Annotated in this window: 12 protein-coding genes; 6 read left to right on the top strand and 6 right to left on the bottom strand. The window is 67.6% G+C overall.

All coding sequences use genetic code 11. From position 1 onward, the window contains the following. Positions 1–37: 37 nt before the first annotated feature. Positions 38–5,722 carry a pullulanase-type alpha-1,6-glucosidase gene (gene pulA / locus E0H73_RS03500; RefSeq protein ID WP_131351076.1) on the top strand — a complete coding sequence of 1,895 codons (5,685 nt, stop codon included), beginning with the start codon at positions 38–40 and terminating at the stop codon, positions 5,720–5,722. A gap of 81 nt (positions 5,723–5,803) precedes the next feature. Here pulA and E0H73_RS03495 read toward each other — a convergent pair whose 3' ends face one another. Beyond that, a complete protein-coding gene (locus tag E0H73_RS03495) occupies positions 5,804–6,175 on the bottom strand; it encodes a DoxX family protein (RefSeq protein ID WP_131351073.1) in 372 nt (123 codons plus the stop codon). A 77-nt stretch (positions 6,176–6,252) separates the two neighbouring features. Between E0H73_RS03495 and E0H73_RS03490 the strand changes: the two genes are divergently transcribed. Then, complete coding sequence (locus tag E0H73_RS03490) at positions 6,253–7,116, top strand: RNA polymerase sigma-70 factor (protein ID WP_131351070.1); 864 nt, start codon at positions 6,253–6,255, stop codon at positions 7,114–7,116. Between the two features lie 104 nt (positions 7,117–7,220). On the opposite strand, the gene E0H73_RS03485 is transcribed toward E0H73_RS03490, so the two are convergent. Beyond that, positions 7,221–8,120, bottom strand: a complete 900-nt coding sequence (locus E0H73_RS03485) for a diacylglycerol/lipid kinase family protein (RefSeq protein WP_238163781.1) — start codon at positions 8,118–8,120, stop codon at positions 7,221–7,223. Positions 8,121–8,157: 37 nt separating this feature from the next. On the opposite strand from E0H73_RS03485, the gene E0H73_RS03480 reads away from it, so the two are divergent. Continuing rightward, positions 8,158–9,558: a serine hydrolase domain-containing protein gene (locus E0H73_RS03480; protein ID WP_238163780.1), complete on the top strand. Its 1,401-nt coding sequence runs from the start codon at positions 8,158–8,160 to the stop codon at positions 9,556–9,558. 49 nt (positions 9,559–9,607) lie between these two features. On the opposite strand, the gene E0H73_RS03475 is transcribed toward E0H73_RS03480, so the two are convergent. Then, on the bottom strand, positions 9,608–10,609 hold the full coding sequence (locus E0H73_RS03475; protein ID WP_165555474.1) for a LacI family DNA-binding transcriptional regulator: 1,002 nt from the start codon (positions 10,607–10,609) through the stop codon (positions 9,608–9,610). A gap of 176 nt (positions 10,610–10,785) precedes the next feature. On the opposite strand from E0H73_RS03475, the gene E0H73_RS03470 reads away from it, so the two are divergent. The 3 genes from E0H73_RS03470 to E0H73_RS03460 all read left to right on the top strand — a co-directional run bounded on the left by E0H73_RS03470 (position 10,786) and on the right by E0H73_RS03460 (position 14,962). Next, positions 10,786–12,306 carry a hypothetical protein gene (locus E0H73_RS03470; protein ID WP_131351058.1) on the top strand — a complete coding sequence of 507 codons (1,521 nt, stop codon included), beginning with the start codon at positions 10,786–10,788 and terminating at the stop codon, positions 12,304–12,306. A 13-nt stretch (positions 12,307–12,319) separates the two neighbouring features. Further along, positions 12,320–13,894: a hypothetical protein gene (locus E0H73_RS03465; protein WP_131351055.1), complete on the top strand. Its 1,575-nt coding sequence runs from the start codon at positions 12,320–12,322 to the stop codon at positions 13,892–13,894. Positions 13,895–14,023: 129 nt separating this feature from the next. Next, entirely contained in the window at positions 14,024–14,962 is a 939-nt protein-coding gene (locus tag E0H73_RS03460; RefSeq protein ID WP_131351052.1) for an NAD-dependent epimerase/dehydratase family protein, read from the top strand. 149 nt (positions 14,963–15,111) lie between these two features. On the opposite strand, the gene E0H73_RS03455 is transcribed toward E0H73_RS03460, so the two are convergent. The 3 genes from E0H73_RS03455 to E0H73_RS03445 are packed head-to-tail and all read right to left on the bottom strand — an operon-like array spanning position 15,112 to position 17,986. Further along, on the bottom strand, positions 15,112–15,612 hold the full coding sequence (locus tag E0H73_RS03455; protein WP_131351049.1) for a DUF3830 family protein: 501 nt from the start codon (positions 15,610–15,612) through the stop codon (positions 15,112–15,114). After that, positions 15,609–17,018 carry an amidase gene (locus tag E0H73_RS03450; protein ID WP_131351046.1) on the bottom strand — a complete coding sequence of 470 codons (1,410 nt, stop codon included), beginning with the start codon at positions 17,016–17,018 and terminating at the stop codon, positions 15,609–15,611. Before E0H73_RS03450 ends, E0H73_RS03455 begins: the two co-directional genes overlap by 4 nt. Continuing rightward, positions 17,015–17,986, bottom strand: coding sequence for a D-2-hydroxyacid dehydrogenase (locus tag E0H73_RS03445; RefSeq protein WP_131351044.1), 972 nt, complete (start codon positions 17,984–17,986; stop codon positions 17,015–17,017). The genes E0H73_RS03450 and E0H73_RS03445 overlap by 4 nt, the downstream gene beginning before the upstream one ends. Positions 17,987–18,010: the final 24 nt, after the last annotated feature.

Raw genomic sequence — 18,010 nt, 5'->3', positions numbered from 1 at the left:
CGTCCCGGCAGGCTCAGTCGGCTGGGAGGGGACCGGGATGCGCGGGTTCAGGCGATGGACGGCAGGGTTCACTGCGGTAGCGGTGGTCGTGCTCGGACTCGGTACGGCGGCACCGGCGCCCGCGCAGGTCGCGGCCGATCGGGTGATCACGCTGGCCGGGTCGCTGCAGAGCGAGCTCGGCTGCGCGGGTGACTGGGATCCGGGCTGTGCGGCGACCAGTCTGGGTGCGGCCGCGCCGTACGCGAAGGTCTTCGACGTGCCGGCCGGCTCGTACGAGTACAAGGTCGCGGTCAACGGGAGCTGGGACGAGAACTACGGCGCCGGTGGGGTGCTGAACGGCCCGAACATCCCGCTGCGGATCGAGGGACCGGCCAAGCTCGCGTTCAGCTACGACGACACCAGCCACGTCGTCAGTGTGAAGCCGGTCGACCTGGCCGGGTCGGCGGTGACCCCGGCCGACAAGGCGCTGTCGTCGCCGAGCCTGCGCCAGGACCTGACCAAGGAACGGTTCTACTTCCTGATGGCGGACCGGTTCGCCAACGGCGACAAGTCCAACGACGCCGGCGGGCTGACCGGCGACCGGCTACAGACCGGCCTGGACCCGACCGACAAGGGCTTCTACCACGGCGGCGACCTGTCCGGCGTGATCCAGAAGCTCGACTACATCAAGTCCCTCGGTACGACGTCCATCTGGCTCACGCCGTCGTTCAAGAACCGGCCGGTGCAGGGCGCCGGTGCCGACGTGAGCGCCGGGTACCACGGCTACTGGATCACCGACTTCACCCAGATCGACCCGCATCTGGGCACGAATGCGGACATGAAGCGGCTGATCGACCTGGCCCATCGCAAGGGCATGAAGGTCTTCTTCGACATCATCACCAACCACACCGCGGACGTGATCGCGTACCAGTCCGGTCAGTACGGCTACATCCCGAAGTCCACGTCGCCGTACAAGGATGCTGCCGGCAACGTCTTCGACGACAAGACCTACGCCGGTGGCGACGTCTTCCCGCCGCTGGACCGGAACACGTCGTTCCCGAACGTGCCGGTGTTCCGCACCCCGGCCGACGAGACCGTGAAGGTCCCGGCCTGGCTGAACGATCCGACGCTGTACCACAACCGCGGCGACTCGACGTTCGCCGGTGAGAGCGCGGAGTACGGCGACTTCGTCGGTCTGGACGACCTGTTCACCGAGCAGCCGCGGGTCCGCGACGGGATGATCGACGTCTACAAGAGCTGGGCCGAGTTCGGCATCGACGGGTTCCGGATCGACACGGTCAAGCACGTCAACCTGGAGTTCTGGCAGAAGTTCTCGCCGCAGATCCTGGCCGCGGCCAAGGGTGCCGGCGCGAAGGACTTCTTCATGTTCGGCGAGGTGTTCGACGCCGACCCGAAGTTCATGTCGACGTACACCACGGCCGGCGCGCTGCAGGCGACCCTCGACTTCGGCTTCCAGCAGAACGCGGTGGCGTTCGCGAAGGGCGATCCGAGTATCAAGCTGCGCGACCTCTATGCGAACGACGACTACTACACCGACGCCGACTCGAACGCGTACCAACTGCCGACGTTCCTCGGCAACCACGACATGGGCCGGGTCGGCACGTTCCTCAAGCAGGGCGGCGCGAACGGCCAGGAGCTGCTCGCCCGCGACAAGCTCGCGCACTCGCTGATGTTCCTCACTCGCGGTCAGCCGGTCATCTACTACGGCGACGAGCAGGGCTTCACCGGTCCGGGCGGTGACAAGGACGCGCGGCAGGACTTGTTCGCCACCAAGACGGCCGACTACACCGACGACGAGGTCGTCGACAGCACCGGTACGACGACGATCGGCAGCCAGGACAGGTACGACGCCAACGCGCCGATGTACAAGCACATCGCGGCGCTGCAGAAGCTGCGGGCGAAGTACCCGGCGCTGGCCGACGGGCGGCAGGTGCACCGGTACTCGTCGAACACCAGTGGGCTGTACGCGTTCAGCCGGCTCGGCAGCGACAACGTCGAGTACCTGGTGGTCGCGAACAACTCGGAGACCGCCGCCTCTGCGACGATCCCGACGTACGGGTCGAACACCTCGTTCAAGCCGGTCTACGGTGGCTCCCAGGCGGTGCGGACCGACCGCGAGGGCCGGGTGCTGCTCAGCCAGGCGCCGCTGTCCGTCACGGTCTATCAGGCCCAGAGCAAGGTGCCGTCGCCGTCCAAGGCACCGGCCGTCTACGTGAGCTCGCCGGAGCTCGGTGCGACGGTCGGGGGGCGTGCTGAGATCGCCGCCGCGGTCCCCGCGAACACTCCGGTCACTGTGACGTTCGGCTACCGGCCTGTGGGGACGACTGCGTGGCAGCGGCTCGGTTCTGACGACAATGCGCCGTACCGGGTGTTCCAGGACGTGTCTGGGGTGCCGAAGGGGACGCTGCTCGAGTACCGCGCGGTGCTGCGGGACGTGTCGGGCCACTACTCGGTGTCCGGGTCGTACGGCGTCGTCGGCGACGCTGCTGCGCCGGGCGGCGGTGGCGGCGGCACCGGTCCGGTCGTGCAGCCCGCCAACGTCAGCGTGCCGGGCGACCACAACAGTGAGATGGGCTGCCAGGCGGACTGGTCGCCGGACTGCGACCAGGCGCAACTGACGCTGGACCCGAAGGACAAGGTGTGGAAGGGCACCTACACCATCCCGGCCGGTGAGCACGCCTACAAGGCGGCGATCAACAAGGCCTGGGACGAGAACTACGGTGCCGGTGGCAACCAGAACGGCGCCAACATCTCGTACACCGCGCCGGCCGGACCGGTGACGTTCTACTACGAGCACGGCAGGCACTTCGCCACGTCCAGTGCGGAGGGGCCGATCATCACGGTGCCCGGTTCGTTCCAGTCGGAGCTCGGCTGTCCGGCCGACTGGGATCCGGCCTGCATGCGACCCTGGCTGACGGACGAGAACGGCGACGGCACCTACACCTGGTCCACCAGCGAGCTGAAAGCGGGCAGTTATGAGGCGAAGGTCGCACACAACCTGTCCTTCGACGAGAGCTACCCGGCCAACAACGTTCCGATCACCGTGCCGGCGGACGGGCTGGTCGTCACGTTCTCGTACGTGCTCGCGACCCACGCGCTCACTGTGACCACGTCCAGGCCCGGTGCGCAGCCTGACCTGAGTCAGGCCAAGGCCTACTGGGTCGGGCGCGACCTGCTCGCCGTACCGCCGGTCGCACACCCGGAGCGGTCGCGCTGGCGACTGCATTGGTCGGATGACGGGTCGCTGAAGGTGGACGCGGACGACATCGGTGGTACGTCGGCCGGACTGCGCTACGACAGCGGTGGGATCCCTGCTGCGGTGCTGGCGAAGTTCCCTGCCTTGAAGGGGTACACCGCGCTCAGACTGGACCACGCTGACGCGCGGAAGATCCTGACCGGGCAACTCGGACTCGCACAGTACGACGACGCCGGGCGTCTGCTCGATGCGACCGGCGTACAGATCCCTGGCGTTCTCGACGACCTGTACGTCGCGTCGGCGGCTGGGCGCTCGTACGGCGTGACTTGGCAGGGTGGCGCGCCGCGGTTCACGCTGTGGGCGCCGACCGCACAAAAGGTCAATCTCCTTGTCGGATTGCAGACAATCGCCATGAAGCGCGGCGACGACGGATCATGGTCGGTCAGCGGGCCGCGGTCCTGGAAGAACGCTGCGTACCGCTACCAGGTGACTGTGTTCGCGCCGTCGACGGGCAAGGTGGAGACGAACGTCGTCACCGATCCGTACTCCGTCGCGCTGACGACCGATTCGGCGTACTCGGTGGCGGTCGATCTGAACGATCCGGCCGGGAAGCCCGCGCTGTGGTCGAGTACGCCGTCGCCGAAGCTCGCGCGGGCGGTCGATTCGACAATCTACGAACTGCATGTCCGCGACTTCTCGATCAGCGACAGCACCGTTCCGGCCGCGCACCGGGGCACCTACCTCGCCTTCGCCGACGAGGGCAACGGGACGAAGCATCTGCGTGCTCTCGCCGCGGCCGGGCTCAACACAGTGCACCTATTGCCGACATTCGACATTGCATCAATCCCAGAGACCGGGCAGCAATCGCCGGCGTGTAATCTCAAGGCGCTGCCGCCCGACTCCGACCAACAGCAGGCCTGCGTGACCGCGGTCGCGGCCAAGGACGGCTTCAACTGGGGTTACGACCCGTACCACTGGCTCGCGCCGGAGGGTTCGTACGCGACCCAGCGCGACGGTCTCGCCCGCGTCGCCGAGTTCCGCACGATGGTCGGCGGACTGCACAAGTCCGGACTGCGCGTCGTACTCGATCAGGTTTACAACCACACACCGGCGGCCGGTCAGGCGCCGACGTCGGTGCTGGACAAGGTCGTGCCGGGGTACTACCAGCGGCTCAACGCGACCGGAAAGGTCGAAACCTCGACCTGCTGCAGCAACATCGCGACCGAGCACGCGATGGCCGAGAAGATCATGGTCGACAGCACGGTCAGCTGGGCTCGGAACTACCGCGTCGACGGCTTCCGGTTCGACCTGATGGGCCACCACAGCAAGGCGAACATGCTGAAGGTCCGGGCCGCGCTCGACAAACTGACCCTCGCCAACGACGGTGTCGACGGCAAGAAGATCTACCTGTACGGCGAGGGCTGGAACTTCGGCGAGGTCGCGAACGACGCGCTCTTCGTCCAAGCCCGCCAAGGGAATCTCGGCGGCACCGGGATCGGCACGTTCTCCGACCGGCTCCGGGACGCGGTCCGCGGCGGCGGTCCGTTCGACGAGAACCCGCGGATCCAGGGCTTCGGCTCCGGCGCCGCGAGCGACCCGAACGGCGACCCGGTGAACGGCTCATCGGCAGATCGAGCCAAGCGGCTCGCCCACGACACCGACCTCGTCCAACTCGGCCTGGCCGGCAATCTGCGCGCGTTCAGCTTCAAGTCCGCCGAGAGCGGTGCGGTAGTCCGCGGTGACGGGATCGACTACAACGGCTCACCGGCCGGCTACGCCGACCAGCCGGACGAGGTGATCACGTACGTCGATGCCCACGACAACGAGACGCTGTGGGACTCGCTGACGTACAAGTTGCCGACGGCAATGACGATGCCGGACCGGATCCGGATGAACACGGTGTCGCTGGCAACGACCGCGCTGGCACAGACACCGTCGTTCTGGCACGCCGGCGCGGACATGCTGCGGAGCAAGTCGCTGGATCGCAACTCGTACGACTCCGGCGATTGGTTCAACACGCTCGACTGGACCGGCGCCGACAACGGCTTCGGCCACGGCCTGCCGCCCAAGCCGGACAACGAGGCCAAGTGGCAGTACATGCAGCCACTCCTCGCCAACCCGGCCCTGAAGCCGACCGCCACGGACGTCGCAACCGCCTCCGCCGCAGCCGAAGACCTCCTCAAGCTCCGCTTCTCCACTCCCCTGTTCCGCCTGGGCACCGCAGACCTGATCAACCAAAAACTGACGTTCCCCCTTAGCGGCACAACCCCCGGCGTCATCACCATGCACCTCGACGACACCGTCGGACCAAACGTCGACCCAACCCTCAAGGGCGTCCTAGTCGTCTTCAACACCACCGGCTCGACCGTCACCCAGACGATCCCCGCCCTGGCCGGCCAGTCCCTGTCCCTCTCCCCCGTCCAGTCTGCTGGCTCCGACGCTGTCGTCAAACAAACAACCTGGACCGCCGGGACCGGCACAGCCACGGTCCCGCCCCGCACAGTCGCCGTACTCGTGCACCGATAGTCACCCGAGAAGACCGGCCAACACCTGGTCGGTCTCCGGTGACTTTGCGTCTGCATGCGCCCACGGTGTCAGGTCGGTGCTTCAGGTCAGGGCGGCGAAGCGGGTGGCTGCTACAAAGGCGGCTAGGGCCAGGAGGGTGGTGTTGGCCGCTACTGGTTTGGGTTCGCGGAGGGAGGCGTGGGAGGTCGCGGCGCCGATCATGACGAACGAGAGGCCGACCGCAGCCAGCGGGGTGAGGACGCGGGCTGTGTCGGTCAGCCACGGCGCGAACAGACCGGCGACGGCGAACAACTCGCAGATCGCGACGGCTCGGACGACAGGCATCGGGAACGGCGCGATGCCGGTCTGACCGGTCGCGATCAGGCGATCGCGGGACATCGTGGACTTGGCGACACCGGAGACCGTGAAGACCACGGCCAGGACGCCGGTGAAGATCCAGGTGATTGTGTTCATGTGGATTGCAGACGATCGGACAATCGATCGTGTGACAGTGTCACTGACAGACCGCCTCGATCGTCTGTGAAGGTGTGATGGAGGAACTCAGGCCACTGCTGCTGTCGATCGCGTACCGGATGCTGGGGAGCTTCGGCGACGCGGAAGACGTCGTCCAGGAGGCGTATCTCCGACTGCACCGCGAAGAGAACGTCGACTCACCGAAGGCGTTCCTCACCACCGTCACGACCCGGCTCGCGATCGATCAACTGCGGTCCGCACGCCGCAAACGCGAGCTGTACGTCGGCCCGTGGCTGCCCGAGCCCGCCGTCGACGAGTACGTCGACCTCGCCGATCGCGCTGCGCTCTCGGACTCGCTGTCCACCGCGTTCCTCGTCGTCCTCGAGCGGCTCTCCCCCGATCAGCGTGCGGTGTTTCTGCTCTGCGACGTCTTCGGATACCCGTACGACGAGGTCGCGAGCATGATCGGCAAGACGCCGTCCGCCTGCCGCCAACTCGCCGTACGCGCGCGCCGCCGGCTCGCCGACGAACGCCCGCGCTTCGACGCGTCCCGTCAGGAAAGAGACGAGCTGGTACGACGCTTCGTCGCGGCGGCGCAGCGTGGTGAGCTCGAGGAACTGGTCGAGTTGTTGACACCGGACGCGACGTTCACCGGCGACGGCGGAGGGAAGGGTGGATTCCCCCGGCCGGTGCACGGCGCGCAGAACGTTGCCCGGATGCTGGTCGGTGCCTTCGTCAAGCTTCGCGGCCTCGAACTGACCGTCGAGCCCGTACACGTCGGCGGTCAGCCCGCCCTCCGCATCCGCGACCTCGCGAACCACACAGCCGCCGTCTGGTCCTTCGTCGTCGCCGAGGGCCAGATCACCACCATCCACGGCGTAGTAAACCCCGACAAACTCGACCACCTCCAACCGTCGGCGCACCCGCACGACCAGAGCTGACGCGGTCGGGCCACGCGGACGACCAGAGCGGAGGCAGTCCCGGCACGCCGAGGGCCAAGGCTGACGCGCCGGCCGAAGCGACCCAACGCCGACACCGGCGACGGTCAGGGGACTCGGACGATCAAGGCTGATGGGTCGACCGTGGCTGTCAGGGTGCGGCCGTCGGGGACCGTGTCGCCGTCGAGCTGGCGCCGGACGATCCGCGCCGACCGCACCTCGATCCGCTGCCCGGTGAACCGCTCGATATGGCGTTCCCGCAACGACTTCACCACCAGGCTCAGCGCGAGCCGCGGCCAGTGGCTGATCCGCCGCGGCGCCAGCACGACCGCATCGATCAGCCCGTCGTCCGCAACCGCGTCAGGCAACAACGGGATGTTCGCCTGCAGCGTCCCGACGTTCCCAATCACCACCGTCCGGGCCCGGCGTCGTACCGCCGGTCGATTGTCGACAACAATCTCCACCCGCACGAACGGATGGTTGAGGTTCTTCAGAGTCGACAGCACGTACGCCGCCCACCCGACCTTCTTCTTCAACTCATCCGGCGCATCCGCGATGATCGCAGCGTCCAGCCCGAGCCCAGCCATCACCACGAACCGATCGTCCGGCAGCTCGTCCCCCGAGATCCTGATGCTGTCGATCCGCCGCTCGCTGCCGTCGAGCACCTCGGCCAGCGCAGTCTCCAGCTGCAGCGAGATCCCCAGATTGCGCGCCAGCAGATTGCCCGTCCCGGCCGGCAACACCGCGACTGCGATCCCCGTCCCGGCCAGCTCGGCACACACCACCCGCACCGTCCCGTCCCCACCGGCGATCACCACGAGGTCGACAGCCTCCGCGACCGCCTCCCGAGCCATGGCGACACCCGCATCATCCACGGTGGTCTCGAACCACAAGACCTCCCTGACGTCGCGGTCACCCAACGCCGCCTCGACGGTACGACGGAACGCCTCGCCATCGGCCACCTTCACCGGATTCAGGATCACGGCTGCCCGCTTGGTAGAACGCACCTGATATTTGTCCGATCCGGGAGATAACGTGCCTGGGGTGAGCAGCCTTCCACGGAGTACCCCAGAGGACCAGGGACTGTCCGGTGCCGCGCTCGACGCGTTCATCGCCGCCCTGGACGAGTCCGAGCCAGAGATCCAGACCGTGATGCTGCTGCAGCACGGTCACGTCGTACTCGAGGAGGAGTGGTCGCCATACCGGCTGGCCGATCCACATCTGCTGTTCTCGGTGTCGAAGAGCTTCACCTCGACCGGGGTCGGGCTGGCGATCGACGCCGGTCTGCTGACGCTGGACGACAAGGTGATCTCGTTCTTCGGGGCCGACGAGCTGCCGGAGACGATCAGCGACAACCTGGCCGCGATGACGGTCCGCCATCTGCTCACCATGACGACAGGCCACAGCGAGGACACCGTCGCGGCGCTCTCGCGGGACCGCCGAATGGTCAAGATCTTCCTCGGCCTCGACGTCGACCATGAGCCGGGCACGGTGTTCGTCTACAACAGCGGCGCGACGTACATGCTGTCTGCGATCCTGCAGCGGCTGACCGGTGACCGGCTGTTCGACTATCTGAAGCCGCGGCTGTTCGAGCCGCTCGGGATCACCGAGGCGACCTGGCAGGTGTCGAGGGAGGGCATCACCGTCGGAGGCTGGGGACTCAGCATCAACACCGAGTCGCTGGCGAAGTTCGGGCAACTCCTGCTGCAGCACGGTGCGTGGGAGGGGAAACAGCTCGTCCCGGCCGAGTGGTACGAGGCTGCGACCTCCAAGCAGGTGCCCAACGACCACCAGGAGAACCCGGACTGGCAGCAGGGCTACGGCTTCCAGTTCTGGCGCGGGCGCAACAACACCTATCGCGGCGACGGCGCGTTCGGTCAGTTCGTCATGATCCTCCCCGACCACGACGCGGCCCTGATCGTCACCAGCGCGACGGGCGACATGCAGGCTGTCGTCGACACGGTCTGGGACCACCTGCTTCCCGCGCTCGAGGGCAAGGAGGTCACACCGGTGGCCCGGCCCGAGCGACTCGAGCTGCCGCCGCCGACCGGTCCCGCACCGAGGGGCGGGGACGGCCAGACCTACCGATTCGCGGAGAACGTCGTCGGGCTGACGGCGGTTCGCATCGACGCAGACGGGACGGGTACGTTCTCGCTGCTCGGCGTCGAGCGGGATTCGGACGGGCCGACCGACATCGTTTGCGCGGCCGGCGACTGGCGTGAGCAGTCGAGTCACGGCGTACTCCTGGACGCTGTCGCCCCGGAGGTGCAGAGCGTCGTGACCAGTGCCTACGGTGACGGCGACGCGTTCGTCGCGACGATCCGCTGGCTCGAGACGCCGTTCGTCGCGAGGCTCGCCTGCCGCACGGCCGATGGTCGGATGACGATCGACGTCAACCTCAACGTGTCCTTCGGCCCGACCGAGCTGACGCTGACATCCGAGTGACGATCGGCTGACGGGTCAGTCGACTGGCGGCGTCAGTCGCTTGGCGGCGTCAGTCGGCTGGCGCGGCGGTCGAGTGCCGAACGACGAGAGACGCGGGCAGGAGCTCCTCCTGGGGCACCTGCCCGGTCTCCAACTGCTGATGGAGACCCGCCCACGCGCGGCGGCCGAGCTCCTCCTTCGGCAGGCTGACGGTAGTCAGCGGCGGGCCGAGGAACGCAGCGACCGGGATGTCGTCGAACCCGACGACGGACAGCTGCGACGGTACGTCCATCTCGAGCTCGCGCAGCCGCGCCAGCGCCCCGATCGCCACCAGGTCGTTGAAGGCGATCACCGCAGTCACGCCCTGATCGAGCAACTCGGGCAGCTTGGCGTGACCGTCGTCGCTCGTCGATCCCGCCTCCGTCGACGAAACCTTGACGCCGAGCTCCGAGGCCGCCGTACTCAGGCCCTCGCGACGCAGTCCGTCCGACAACGAAGTGCCCGGACCACCCAGGTAGCCGATATGACGGTGACCAAGCTCGGCGAGATGTGCAATCGCCTGCCGCATGCCCGCAGCGGAGTCGATCCCCACGGTCCCGAACGGCAGGTCGCCCACCGAGCGGTTCGTACACACGATCGGTACGCCGAGCGCCGGCAACGTGGCGAGACTGCTCTGCGACATGCGTGGTGAACACAGAATGATGCCGTCGCAACTGCCCGCCAACTGAGCCACAAGCTGCAGCTCCTGGTCAGCGTCCTCACCGGAGTCCACCACCAGCAAGCGATGGTCACCGGCTGACACCTCCTCGGCCAACCCCTTCAGCACGTGTGGAAAGAACGGGTTCGCCAGATCCGGTACGACGACACCGATCGTGCTGGTCACGCCACGCCGGAAGTCCCGGGCGACCATGTTCGGCCGGTAGCCGAGCTCGGTCGCCGCCTTCCGCACTCGGGTCGCCAGCACCTCGTCGGCAACCGGTCGCCCGTTGAGTACCCGCGACACGGTGGAGATCGACACCTCGGCCTGACGCGCGATGTCGACGATCGTCGTGCGCTTCCCGGATCTGGTCACGGTCCTCCCCATACAGGTCTGCGGGCACGAGGCTACCCGCAGCGCGCGGTCAGCGAGCCGCGGGAAGTTCGTCACGCCCGAGGGGTTGACATGGTCAGAATCTCACAGAAGTCTAATCAGACAACGTTTTCTCAGCCACTCCGGTGCCCTGCCGGAGCCTCCCCAGAGGTTGATTGATGAGCCGACGCCGCCCCAGGCGCCGGGCGGTCGTTGCCGCCCTCGCGCTGTTCGCCCTCCCGCTGACCTTGCTCGCACCCAACACTCCGGACGCCGGTGCTGCACCCGCGCCCGACGTACTCCCTGCTGCACCGCGAGCGGTGGCGAGCGACTTCGTGGGTCTGAGCATCGAGTGGTCGCTGATCGAGCGCTATATGGGCCCGACCGCCCGGCCGGCGTTCGTGCAACTGCTGCGGAACCTCGGCAGCGGCGTACTGCGCATCGGCGGCTCGTCCCAGGACCTGATGCCGTTCGAACCGGCCGCGCCGAACACCGACGAAATCATCACACCCGAGGATCTGCGCAACATCCGCGCGACGCTCGACCAGGCGAGCCACGGCGATGACGCCTGGCGGGTTGTACTCGGCACCGCGATGTCACCGCCGAAGGAGACGCGGCCGTTCGTCAGCCCCGAACACGCCAAGGCGTTCGCGACCGCGGTCCGTGAGACCTTCCGGCCCGGGCAGGTGATCGGCATCGAACTCGGCAACGAGCCCGACCTGTCGTACGGCGCCTCCGGCCTCGACCGGTACGTCGCCGACCTGCCCGTGTACGCCGCGGCGATCAGCCCGACCCAGGCGATCACGCCGAACACGAGCGAGGACATCCTGCCCTGGGAGCAGATCCACGAGCGCACGGTCCCGACGCGATGGTTCTGGAACTGGCAACAGATCCTCGACACCCAGAGGCCGGTCCACAGCAGCGACCACTTCTACCCGCTCGCCCGGACCTGTGTGAACAAGCCGTACCGCTGCCCGTCCATCCCCGCCCTCCTGTCGACCGAGCACCTTGCGAGCCTCGACTACCAGGTGGCGGTGCACAGCGCCGACGCGGCTCAGCGCGGCCTGACGTACCGCCTCGAGGAGACCAACACGGCCGCCGGTCGCGGCGCGGATGGCGTGAGCAACGTGGCCGCGAGCGCGACGTACGCCATGGACATGATGTTCCACGTCGCCTGCCCACAGCCGCCGGACCGGCCCGGCAGCAACGCGGACTGCCGGATCGGCGGTGTCGGCGTCAACCTGCACAACGCCGAGGTCCGCGCGTTCTTCGAACCCGAGGAGGGCAACGGCTACTACAACGCCGTCAACTACGACCCGTCCCCGGCGATCGGTGCGCCCACCGCGCAACCGGAGTACTACGCCTTGCTCCTCTTCTCGCAGTTCGTGCAGGGCGCGAAGTCGCTGCGGCCGGTAGACACCGGCACCGAGGTCCAGGGCTGGCGCGCCGACGGCCGCCTCGTCCTGATCAACAAGACCGACCATCCGATCACCGTCGCGACGCCGCGTGGTTTTGTCGACCGGTTGACGCCGTACGACCCGACCGGTGCCGGCCGGACCCTCGACGCGCCGCAGGTCCGCATCGACGGGCAGGCGGTCCGGGCCGACGGCACTTGGCCCGGGTTCCGGCCTCGGCTCACCCACCAGACCGCCACCACCCTCGTGCCCGGCGAGGTCGTTGTCATCAGCAATCATCCGTGAGGAGACCGCCCCGATGAGATCCCTGCTCGCCACCACTCTGGCGGTGGCGCTCGCCAGCACCGGAACGCTGGTCGCCGGCGCTGCCCCAGCACCCACCAGTGACACGTCGCCGCCGCCCAACGAGGTCCGGCTGACCGTCACCAGCGACCGGACCAACTCCTCGATCACCGGTGACAACCAAGGCTTCTCGGTCGAGTCCGCCGACTTCGCGCACGGGTACCTGACCCGCCAACGCATGGCGCAGCGGTTGAAGACCCTCGGTCCGGGCGTACTGCGCCTCGGCGGATACTCGATGGACCTGGTCTGGCCGGCGTTCGGCGCCGCGAAGGACACTCCGGCGCCCGAGTGGGCGATCGGTGGCACGGTCGACCAGGGCGACTTCACCCAGCTCCGGTCCCTGCTGCACGAGTCCGGCTGGAAGGTCACTCTGGGGGCGCCGCTGCTCTCTGTCCTCAACGGACAGGTCACTCTCGACCAGGTCGTCGAGGAGGTCGCTGCCGCCCACGCGACGCTCGGCGACGACCTGCTCTCGGTTGAACTGGGCAACGAGTACGACCACGTCACGACGCTGACGCCGGCGCAGTACTGGGAGACGATGAAGCAGTACGCCGCGGCGATCGAGCAACGGTTGCCACACGCAGGGATCAAACTGACAGGGCCGTCGGCGAACACCGCGAAGACGAACACGAAACTGGACGAGTTCACCGCGGCCGTCGCTGCGGACACCAGCGTCAAGCCGGACCAGGTGATCAGTGAGATCGCCTCGCACTGGTACGCCGGCAGCCACTGCGGCTCGTCCAACCTGACGATCCCTCAGCTGATGTCGGCCACGACGCACACCAACACCGAGGCCAAGCTGCAGGGCATCATGCAGCTGAGCAGCCGGCTGCCGGGCATCCCGATGACGATCAACGAATCCAACAGCGCGTCGTGCAGCGGCCAGCCCGGCGTCAGCACCAGTTTCGCGACGTCGCTGTGGTCGCTCGACTACCTGCTCCAGACTGCTCAGAGCGGCGTGAGCCGGGTGCAGTTCCACACCAACACGGCCGCCATCTGTGGTGACTTCAAGCCGCGCGACTCGCCGGAGTACCCGATCTCGTACCGGTACTACGGTGCGTTCTGCGCCGCCGATCAGGCCGCGATGGACAAGGGCGAGCTGTCCGCGACACCCCTGTACTACGGCATCTGGGCGTTCCGTCAGCTGCCTCGGGGCCGGTTCGTCGACCTGGATCTGCCGGCGACCGAGCTCGGCAAGCTCCGGGCGTACGGCGTCGAGGACCAGCACGGCAAGCTGACCGTCGTACTGATCAACGTCCAGGACCCGGCCGCGGCGGACAGCACCGCCTCGCGCGTCACGCTCGACCTGCCCTCGCGGTTCGGTCACGGCAAGAGCGTCACGCTGCGATCAGGCGACGTTGCGGGCCTCGCCTCCTCCGACGCCTCGAAGGTCACGCTCGGCGACCGGCAGATCCGTCCGAACGGCACGGCCACCGGCGCACCGGCCGGGCAGCGGGTCCCGGTGGACGGCAACACCCTCACCGCCATGGTTCAGCCAGGCACCGCACAACTCATCACCTTGACGCGCTGACCCCTCCCCCAGCGTGCGTCGTACCCCGGCCTGGCGGGGTACGACGCACGCGCGTGACGTGGATCACGTCACAAGGCGCCGTCGGCGCGTGTCCTCCGGGTTGTAACAACAGACGACGGAGGAATGACAATGAAGGTATTGGTGGCAGGCGCGACCGGCGGACTGGGCCGGTCGCTGGTCCCGCAACTGGTGGCGGCCGGTCACGAGGTGGTCGGCATGATCCGGTCGGAGTCGAAGGCGGCTTCGATCAAGGCGCTCGGCGCGAACGTGGTCCTGGCCGACGGTCTGGACGCGGCCGCCGTGAAGGCCGCGGTGGACACGGTCCGCCCGGAGGTCGTCGTCCATCAGATGACGGCGCTGAAGAGCGGGATCAACTTCAAGAAGTTCGACGAGAGCTTCGCGATGACGAACCGGCTGCGCATCGAGGGCACCGACAACCTGCTCTCCGCATCCCAGGCTGCCGGCGTACGACGGTTCGTCGTCCAGTCGTACGCCGGCTGGAACTTGCAACACGGTGGATCCGCGACGAAGACCGAGGCGGACCCGCTCGACCCGAACCCGGTGGCCGCGCAGCGGCAGACGATGGCCGGGATCAAGCACCTGGAGTCGGTGGTCACCAACGCCGAGGGGATCGAGGGCATCGCCTTGCGGTATGGGGCGTTCTACGGTCCAACCGGTGACATCGGCAAGGGTGGATCGATGGTCGAGATGATCCGGAAGCGCCAGCTGCCGGTGATCGGCGACGGCGCCGGTGTGTGGTCGTTCATCCACTACGACGACGCGGCCGACGCCACCGTGAAGGCGGTCGAGAGCGATGCGACCGGCATCTATCAGATCGCCGACGACGACCCGGCGCAGGCGGCGGTGTGGCTGCCGGAGTTCGCCCGCATCCTCGGTGCGAAGGCTCCGCGTCACGTCCCCGTCTGGCTGGGGCGCCTAGCCGCCGGCGAGGTCGGCGTCGCTGCCTTCACGACAATGCGCGGTGCCGACAACTCACTCGCAAAGGCAACCTTCAACTGGCAACCCGGCTACGCCTCCTGGCGAGAAGGCTTCCGCAAGGGCCTCTAACCACAACAACAAAGCACCCCGGCAGATGCTGCCGGGGTGCTCTTTCGTGCCAGGGCGCTAACTGGCCGGGTGCTGCGTGCCAGCGTGCTTGGTGCGCGGCGCCCACTGCTCGGGCGCCGGCTACTCGCGCGGCTGCTGCTGCCGGGACTTCAGTCGCGGCGGGTGAAGCTCAGGGTCTCGCCGCGGGCGCCGCCCATCCACAGATCCTGGCAAGCCGCGGCGAACCCATCCAGATTGTCGACAATCGCACCGAACACATTGCCCGGCACCCACCCCTGGTCCCCGTTGATCAGCAGATTGTTCCGCCCGTAGAACACAGCCAGGTCGACAATCGCCCCCGTCGTACCCGTCCCCGTCGTGTTCTCATACCCATACGCCGGATTGCCCAGATCATCGGAGTCGAACGAGAACCAGCACAAGTCCCCCGGGATCGGCGTGACAGTCGTGTTCTCCTTCCCCGGATCAGCCGGCGCGAACCCAGGCAGCAGCGTGTAGATCTCATTCCGCGCATACTTCCCGTGGAACACCGGCGCCGACAGAGGCAACGCATCCCACACCGCCTTGCACGTCCGCGGCGCGACGTCCTCAAGCAGCTGCGCAACACAACTGACGCCTCGCTTGTCCAGGCTGACGGTGACGTACCTGCTCATCGTGCCTCCAAGGTGGGTGTGCGCTGATGCCAATCAGTAGCGGCCTCGTACGCCCGTCCGACCCGCAACGTGAGCGCATCCGCATGCCGAGCGCCAACAATCTGCAATCCGACAGGCAGACCGGCCTTCGTGAACCCACACGGAACACTGAGCGCTGGCTGCTGGGTCAGGTTGAACGGATACGTGTACGGCGTCCAACTCGTCCAATCCGGCGACTCCGACCCATCCGGCACGTCCTGACCAACCGGGAACGCCGTGATCGGCAACGTCGGCGTCAGCAGTACGTCGTACTTGCGATGGAACCGCCCCATCAGCAGCCCAAGCTCCATCCGCGCCGCAGTCGCGTCGAGGAAGTCCGACGCGGAGTACGCCGACCCGAGTGCGGCGACCCGACGGAGTCCGGGATCGACGCGATCGTCGACCGTGTACGCCTCGAGCACCTTGGCCGCGCCAGACCACCACAGCACGTTGAACGCATCGATCGGGTCGGTGAACCCGGGATCGATCTCGGTCACCTCAGCACCGGCGGTCGCGAGGACGCCAACCGCCGTCCGGACCAACTCCTCAACCTCGGGATCATTGTCAACAAAACCAAGATCGGACGAGAAGGCAATCCTCAGGCCGGCCACACCGTCATCGATCCCGTCCAGGAACGAGGTGGTCGGCGTCGGCATCGAGGACCAGTCGCGGGCATCGAATCCCGTGATGATGTCGAGCAGCGCCGCCGCGTCCCGGACCGTCCGCGTCATCGGCCCCGCGTGGGAGAGGGTCCCGAACGCACTCGGCGGGAACAGCGGGATCAGCCCGTACGTCGGCTTGAGCGCGACCGTGCCAGTGAACGCTGCCGGGATCCGGACCGACCCACCGCCGTCGGTGCCGACCGACCAGACACCCATCCCGAGCGCGACTGCGGTCGCCGAACCACCGCTCGATCCACCGGGCGTCTTGGACGGATCCCACGGATTGCCCGTCGCGCCGTACTTGTGGGAGTCGGTGACGCCCTTCCACGAGTACTCAGGAGTCGTAGTTTTGCCGACAATCACCGCGCCGGTCTCGCGCAGCCGGGCGACGGCCGGGGCGTCCTCGTTCCAGGGGCCGGCCTCGTCGATCATCGTGCTGCCGCGCAGCGTCGGCCAGCCCTTGGTCCAGAGCGCATCCTTGATCGAGGTCGGTACGCCGTCGCCGGGGCCCAGTGGCTCCCCGGAATGCCACCGGGCCTCCGACTCCTTCGCGGCAGCGAGCGCGCCTTCGGCGTCGACCAGCACGAAAGCGTTCACCTGCTCGTCGTACCGCTCGATCGCATCCAACGCAGCCTGCGTCGCCTCCACCGGCGACACCGCCCCGGACCGGTACCCCGAAACCAGTTCGCCTACCTCCACCAGCACTCTCCCGTCGGTCTGCGTCATCGGTTTCTCGTGGGGATGTAGCCCAGCTTCTTGTCCACGACGTTGAGCAACGGTTCGCCGGCCAGCCAATGGCGGACGTTGGTCGCGAACTGTCGGGCCAAGGTGTCCCGCCAGCCGATCACGTCGCCTGACATGTGCGCGGTGATCGTCACGTTGGGTGCGTCCCACAACGGATGGTCCGGTGGGAGGGGTTCGCGGTCGAACACGTCCAGGGTCGCGGCGATCTGCTCATGCTCGAGCAAGGCACGTTCGTCGACAATCGGACCGCGCGCAACGTTGATGAGCTGCGCGCCCGGTCGCATCGCGGACAGGACTTTCCCATCCACCAAGCCTCGCGTCGCTGCCGTCAGCGGAGCCGCCAGGACGAGGTGGTCCGCCCAGGCCACCTCGTCCGCGAGGTTGCTGCTGGCAACAACCTCGCCGAAGTCGGGGTCGTCGGTGCGAGCGACCCTGCCAACACCGCGCACCTGTAACCCGGCGGCCCGCAGCAGGCGGGCAGTCTCTCGTCCGATCGCCCCGGTGCCGACAATCAGCGCGGTCGCACCGAGGATGCTCCGGGTCTCCCGATGCCGCCACTCGTGCCTGCGCTGGAGGTCGAGACTGCGCCGGCTGTCCTTGGCGTGAGCGATCACCGCGCCGAGCACGTACTCCGCGATCGGCCGGTCGAACACCCCATGCGCATTGGTAACGACCACGTCGGAATCGCGGAGTTCGTCGAACAGCAGAGTGTCGACACCTGCCGCGGTCACATGGATCCACTCCAGCGTGCCGGCGTCGGCCCAGACGTCACGGACCGCAGTCGAGAAGAAGTCCCAGAGCATCAACGCCCGGGCACCGCGGACCGCCTCCGCCAGACCGTCCGCGGCGCAGTACCGGAAGTCGACGGTGAGGCCCTCCAGCCCGGGTGGCCGGTCGCTCGCCCGCTCACAGAGCACCGCGATGACGGGACGCTCGGAGGTGGCTGGCACGCATCGAGGCTAGAAACCCGTCCG

It is taken from the genome of Kribbella pittospori (assembly GCF_004331465.1).
GTDB lineage: Bacteria > Actinomycetota > Actinomycetes > Propionibacteriales > Kribbellaceae > Kribbella > Kribbella pittospori.
The sequence above is the reverse complement of the archived record's forward strand: the minus strand, read 5'-3'. Positions and strand labels throughout refer to the sequence as shown.

Bases quoted from the DNA above. Each gene is read 5' to 3' on its own strand.
- E0H73_RS03450 (WP_131351046.1), bottom strand. From the start codon at position 17,018: ATGACGCAGACCGACGGGAGAGTGCTGGTGGAGGTAGGCGAACTGGTT.
- E0H73_RS03495 (WP_131351073.1), bottom strand. From the start codon at position 6,175: ATGAACACAATCACCTGGATCTTCACCGGCGTCCTGGCCGTGGTCTTC.
- E0H73_RS03470 (WP_131351058.1), top strand. From the start codon at position 10,786: ATGAGCCGACGCCGCCCCAGGCGCCGGGCGGTCGTTGCCGCCCTCGCG.
- E0H73_RS03455 (WP_131351049.1), bottom strand. From the start codon at position 15,612: ATGAGCAGGTACGTCACCGTCAGCCTGGACAAGCGAGGCGTCAGTTGT.
- E0H73_RS03465 (WP_131351055.1), top strand. From the start codon at position 12,320: ATGAGATCCCTGCTCGCCACCACTCTGGCGGTGGCGCTCGCCAGCACC.
- pulA (WP_131351076.1), top strand. From the start codon at position 38: ATGCGCGGGTTCAGGCGATGGACGGCAGGGTTCACTGCGGTAGCGGTG.
- E0H73_RS03460 (WP_131351052.1), top strand. From the start codon at position 14,024: ATGAAGGTATTGGTGGCAGGCGCGACCGGCGGACTGGGCCGGTCGCTG.
- E0H73_RS03490 (WP_131351070.1), top strand. From the start codon at position 6,253: ATGGAGGAACTCAGGCCACTGCTGCTGTCGATCGCGTACCGGATGCTG.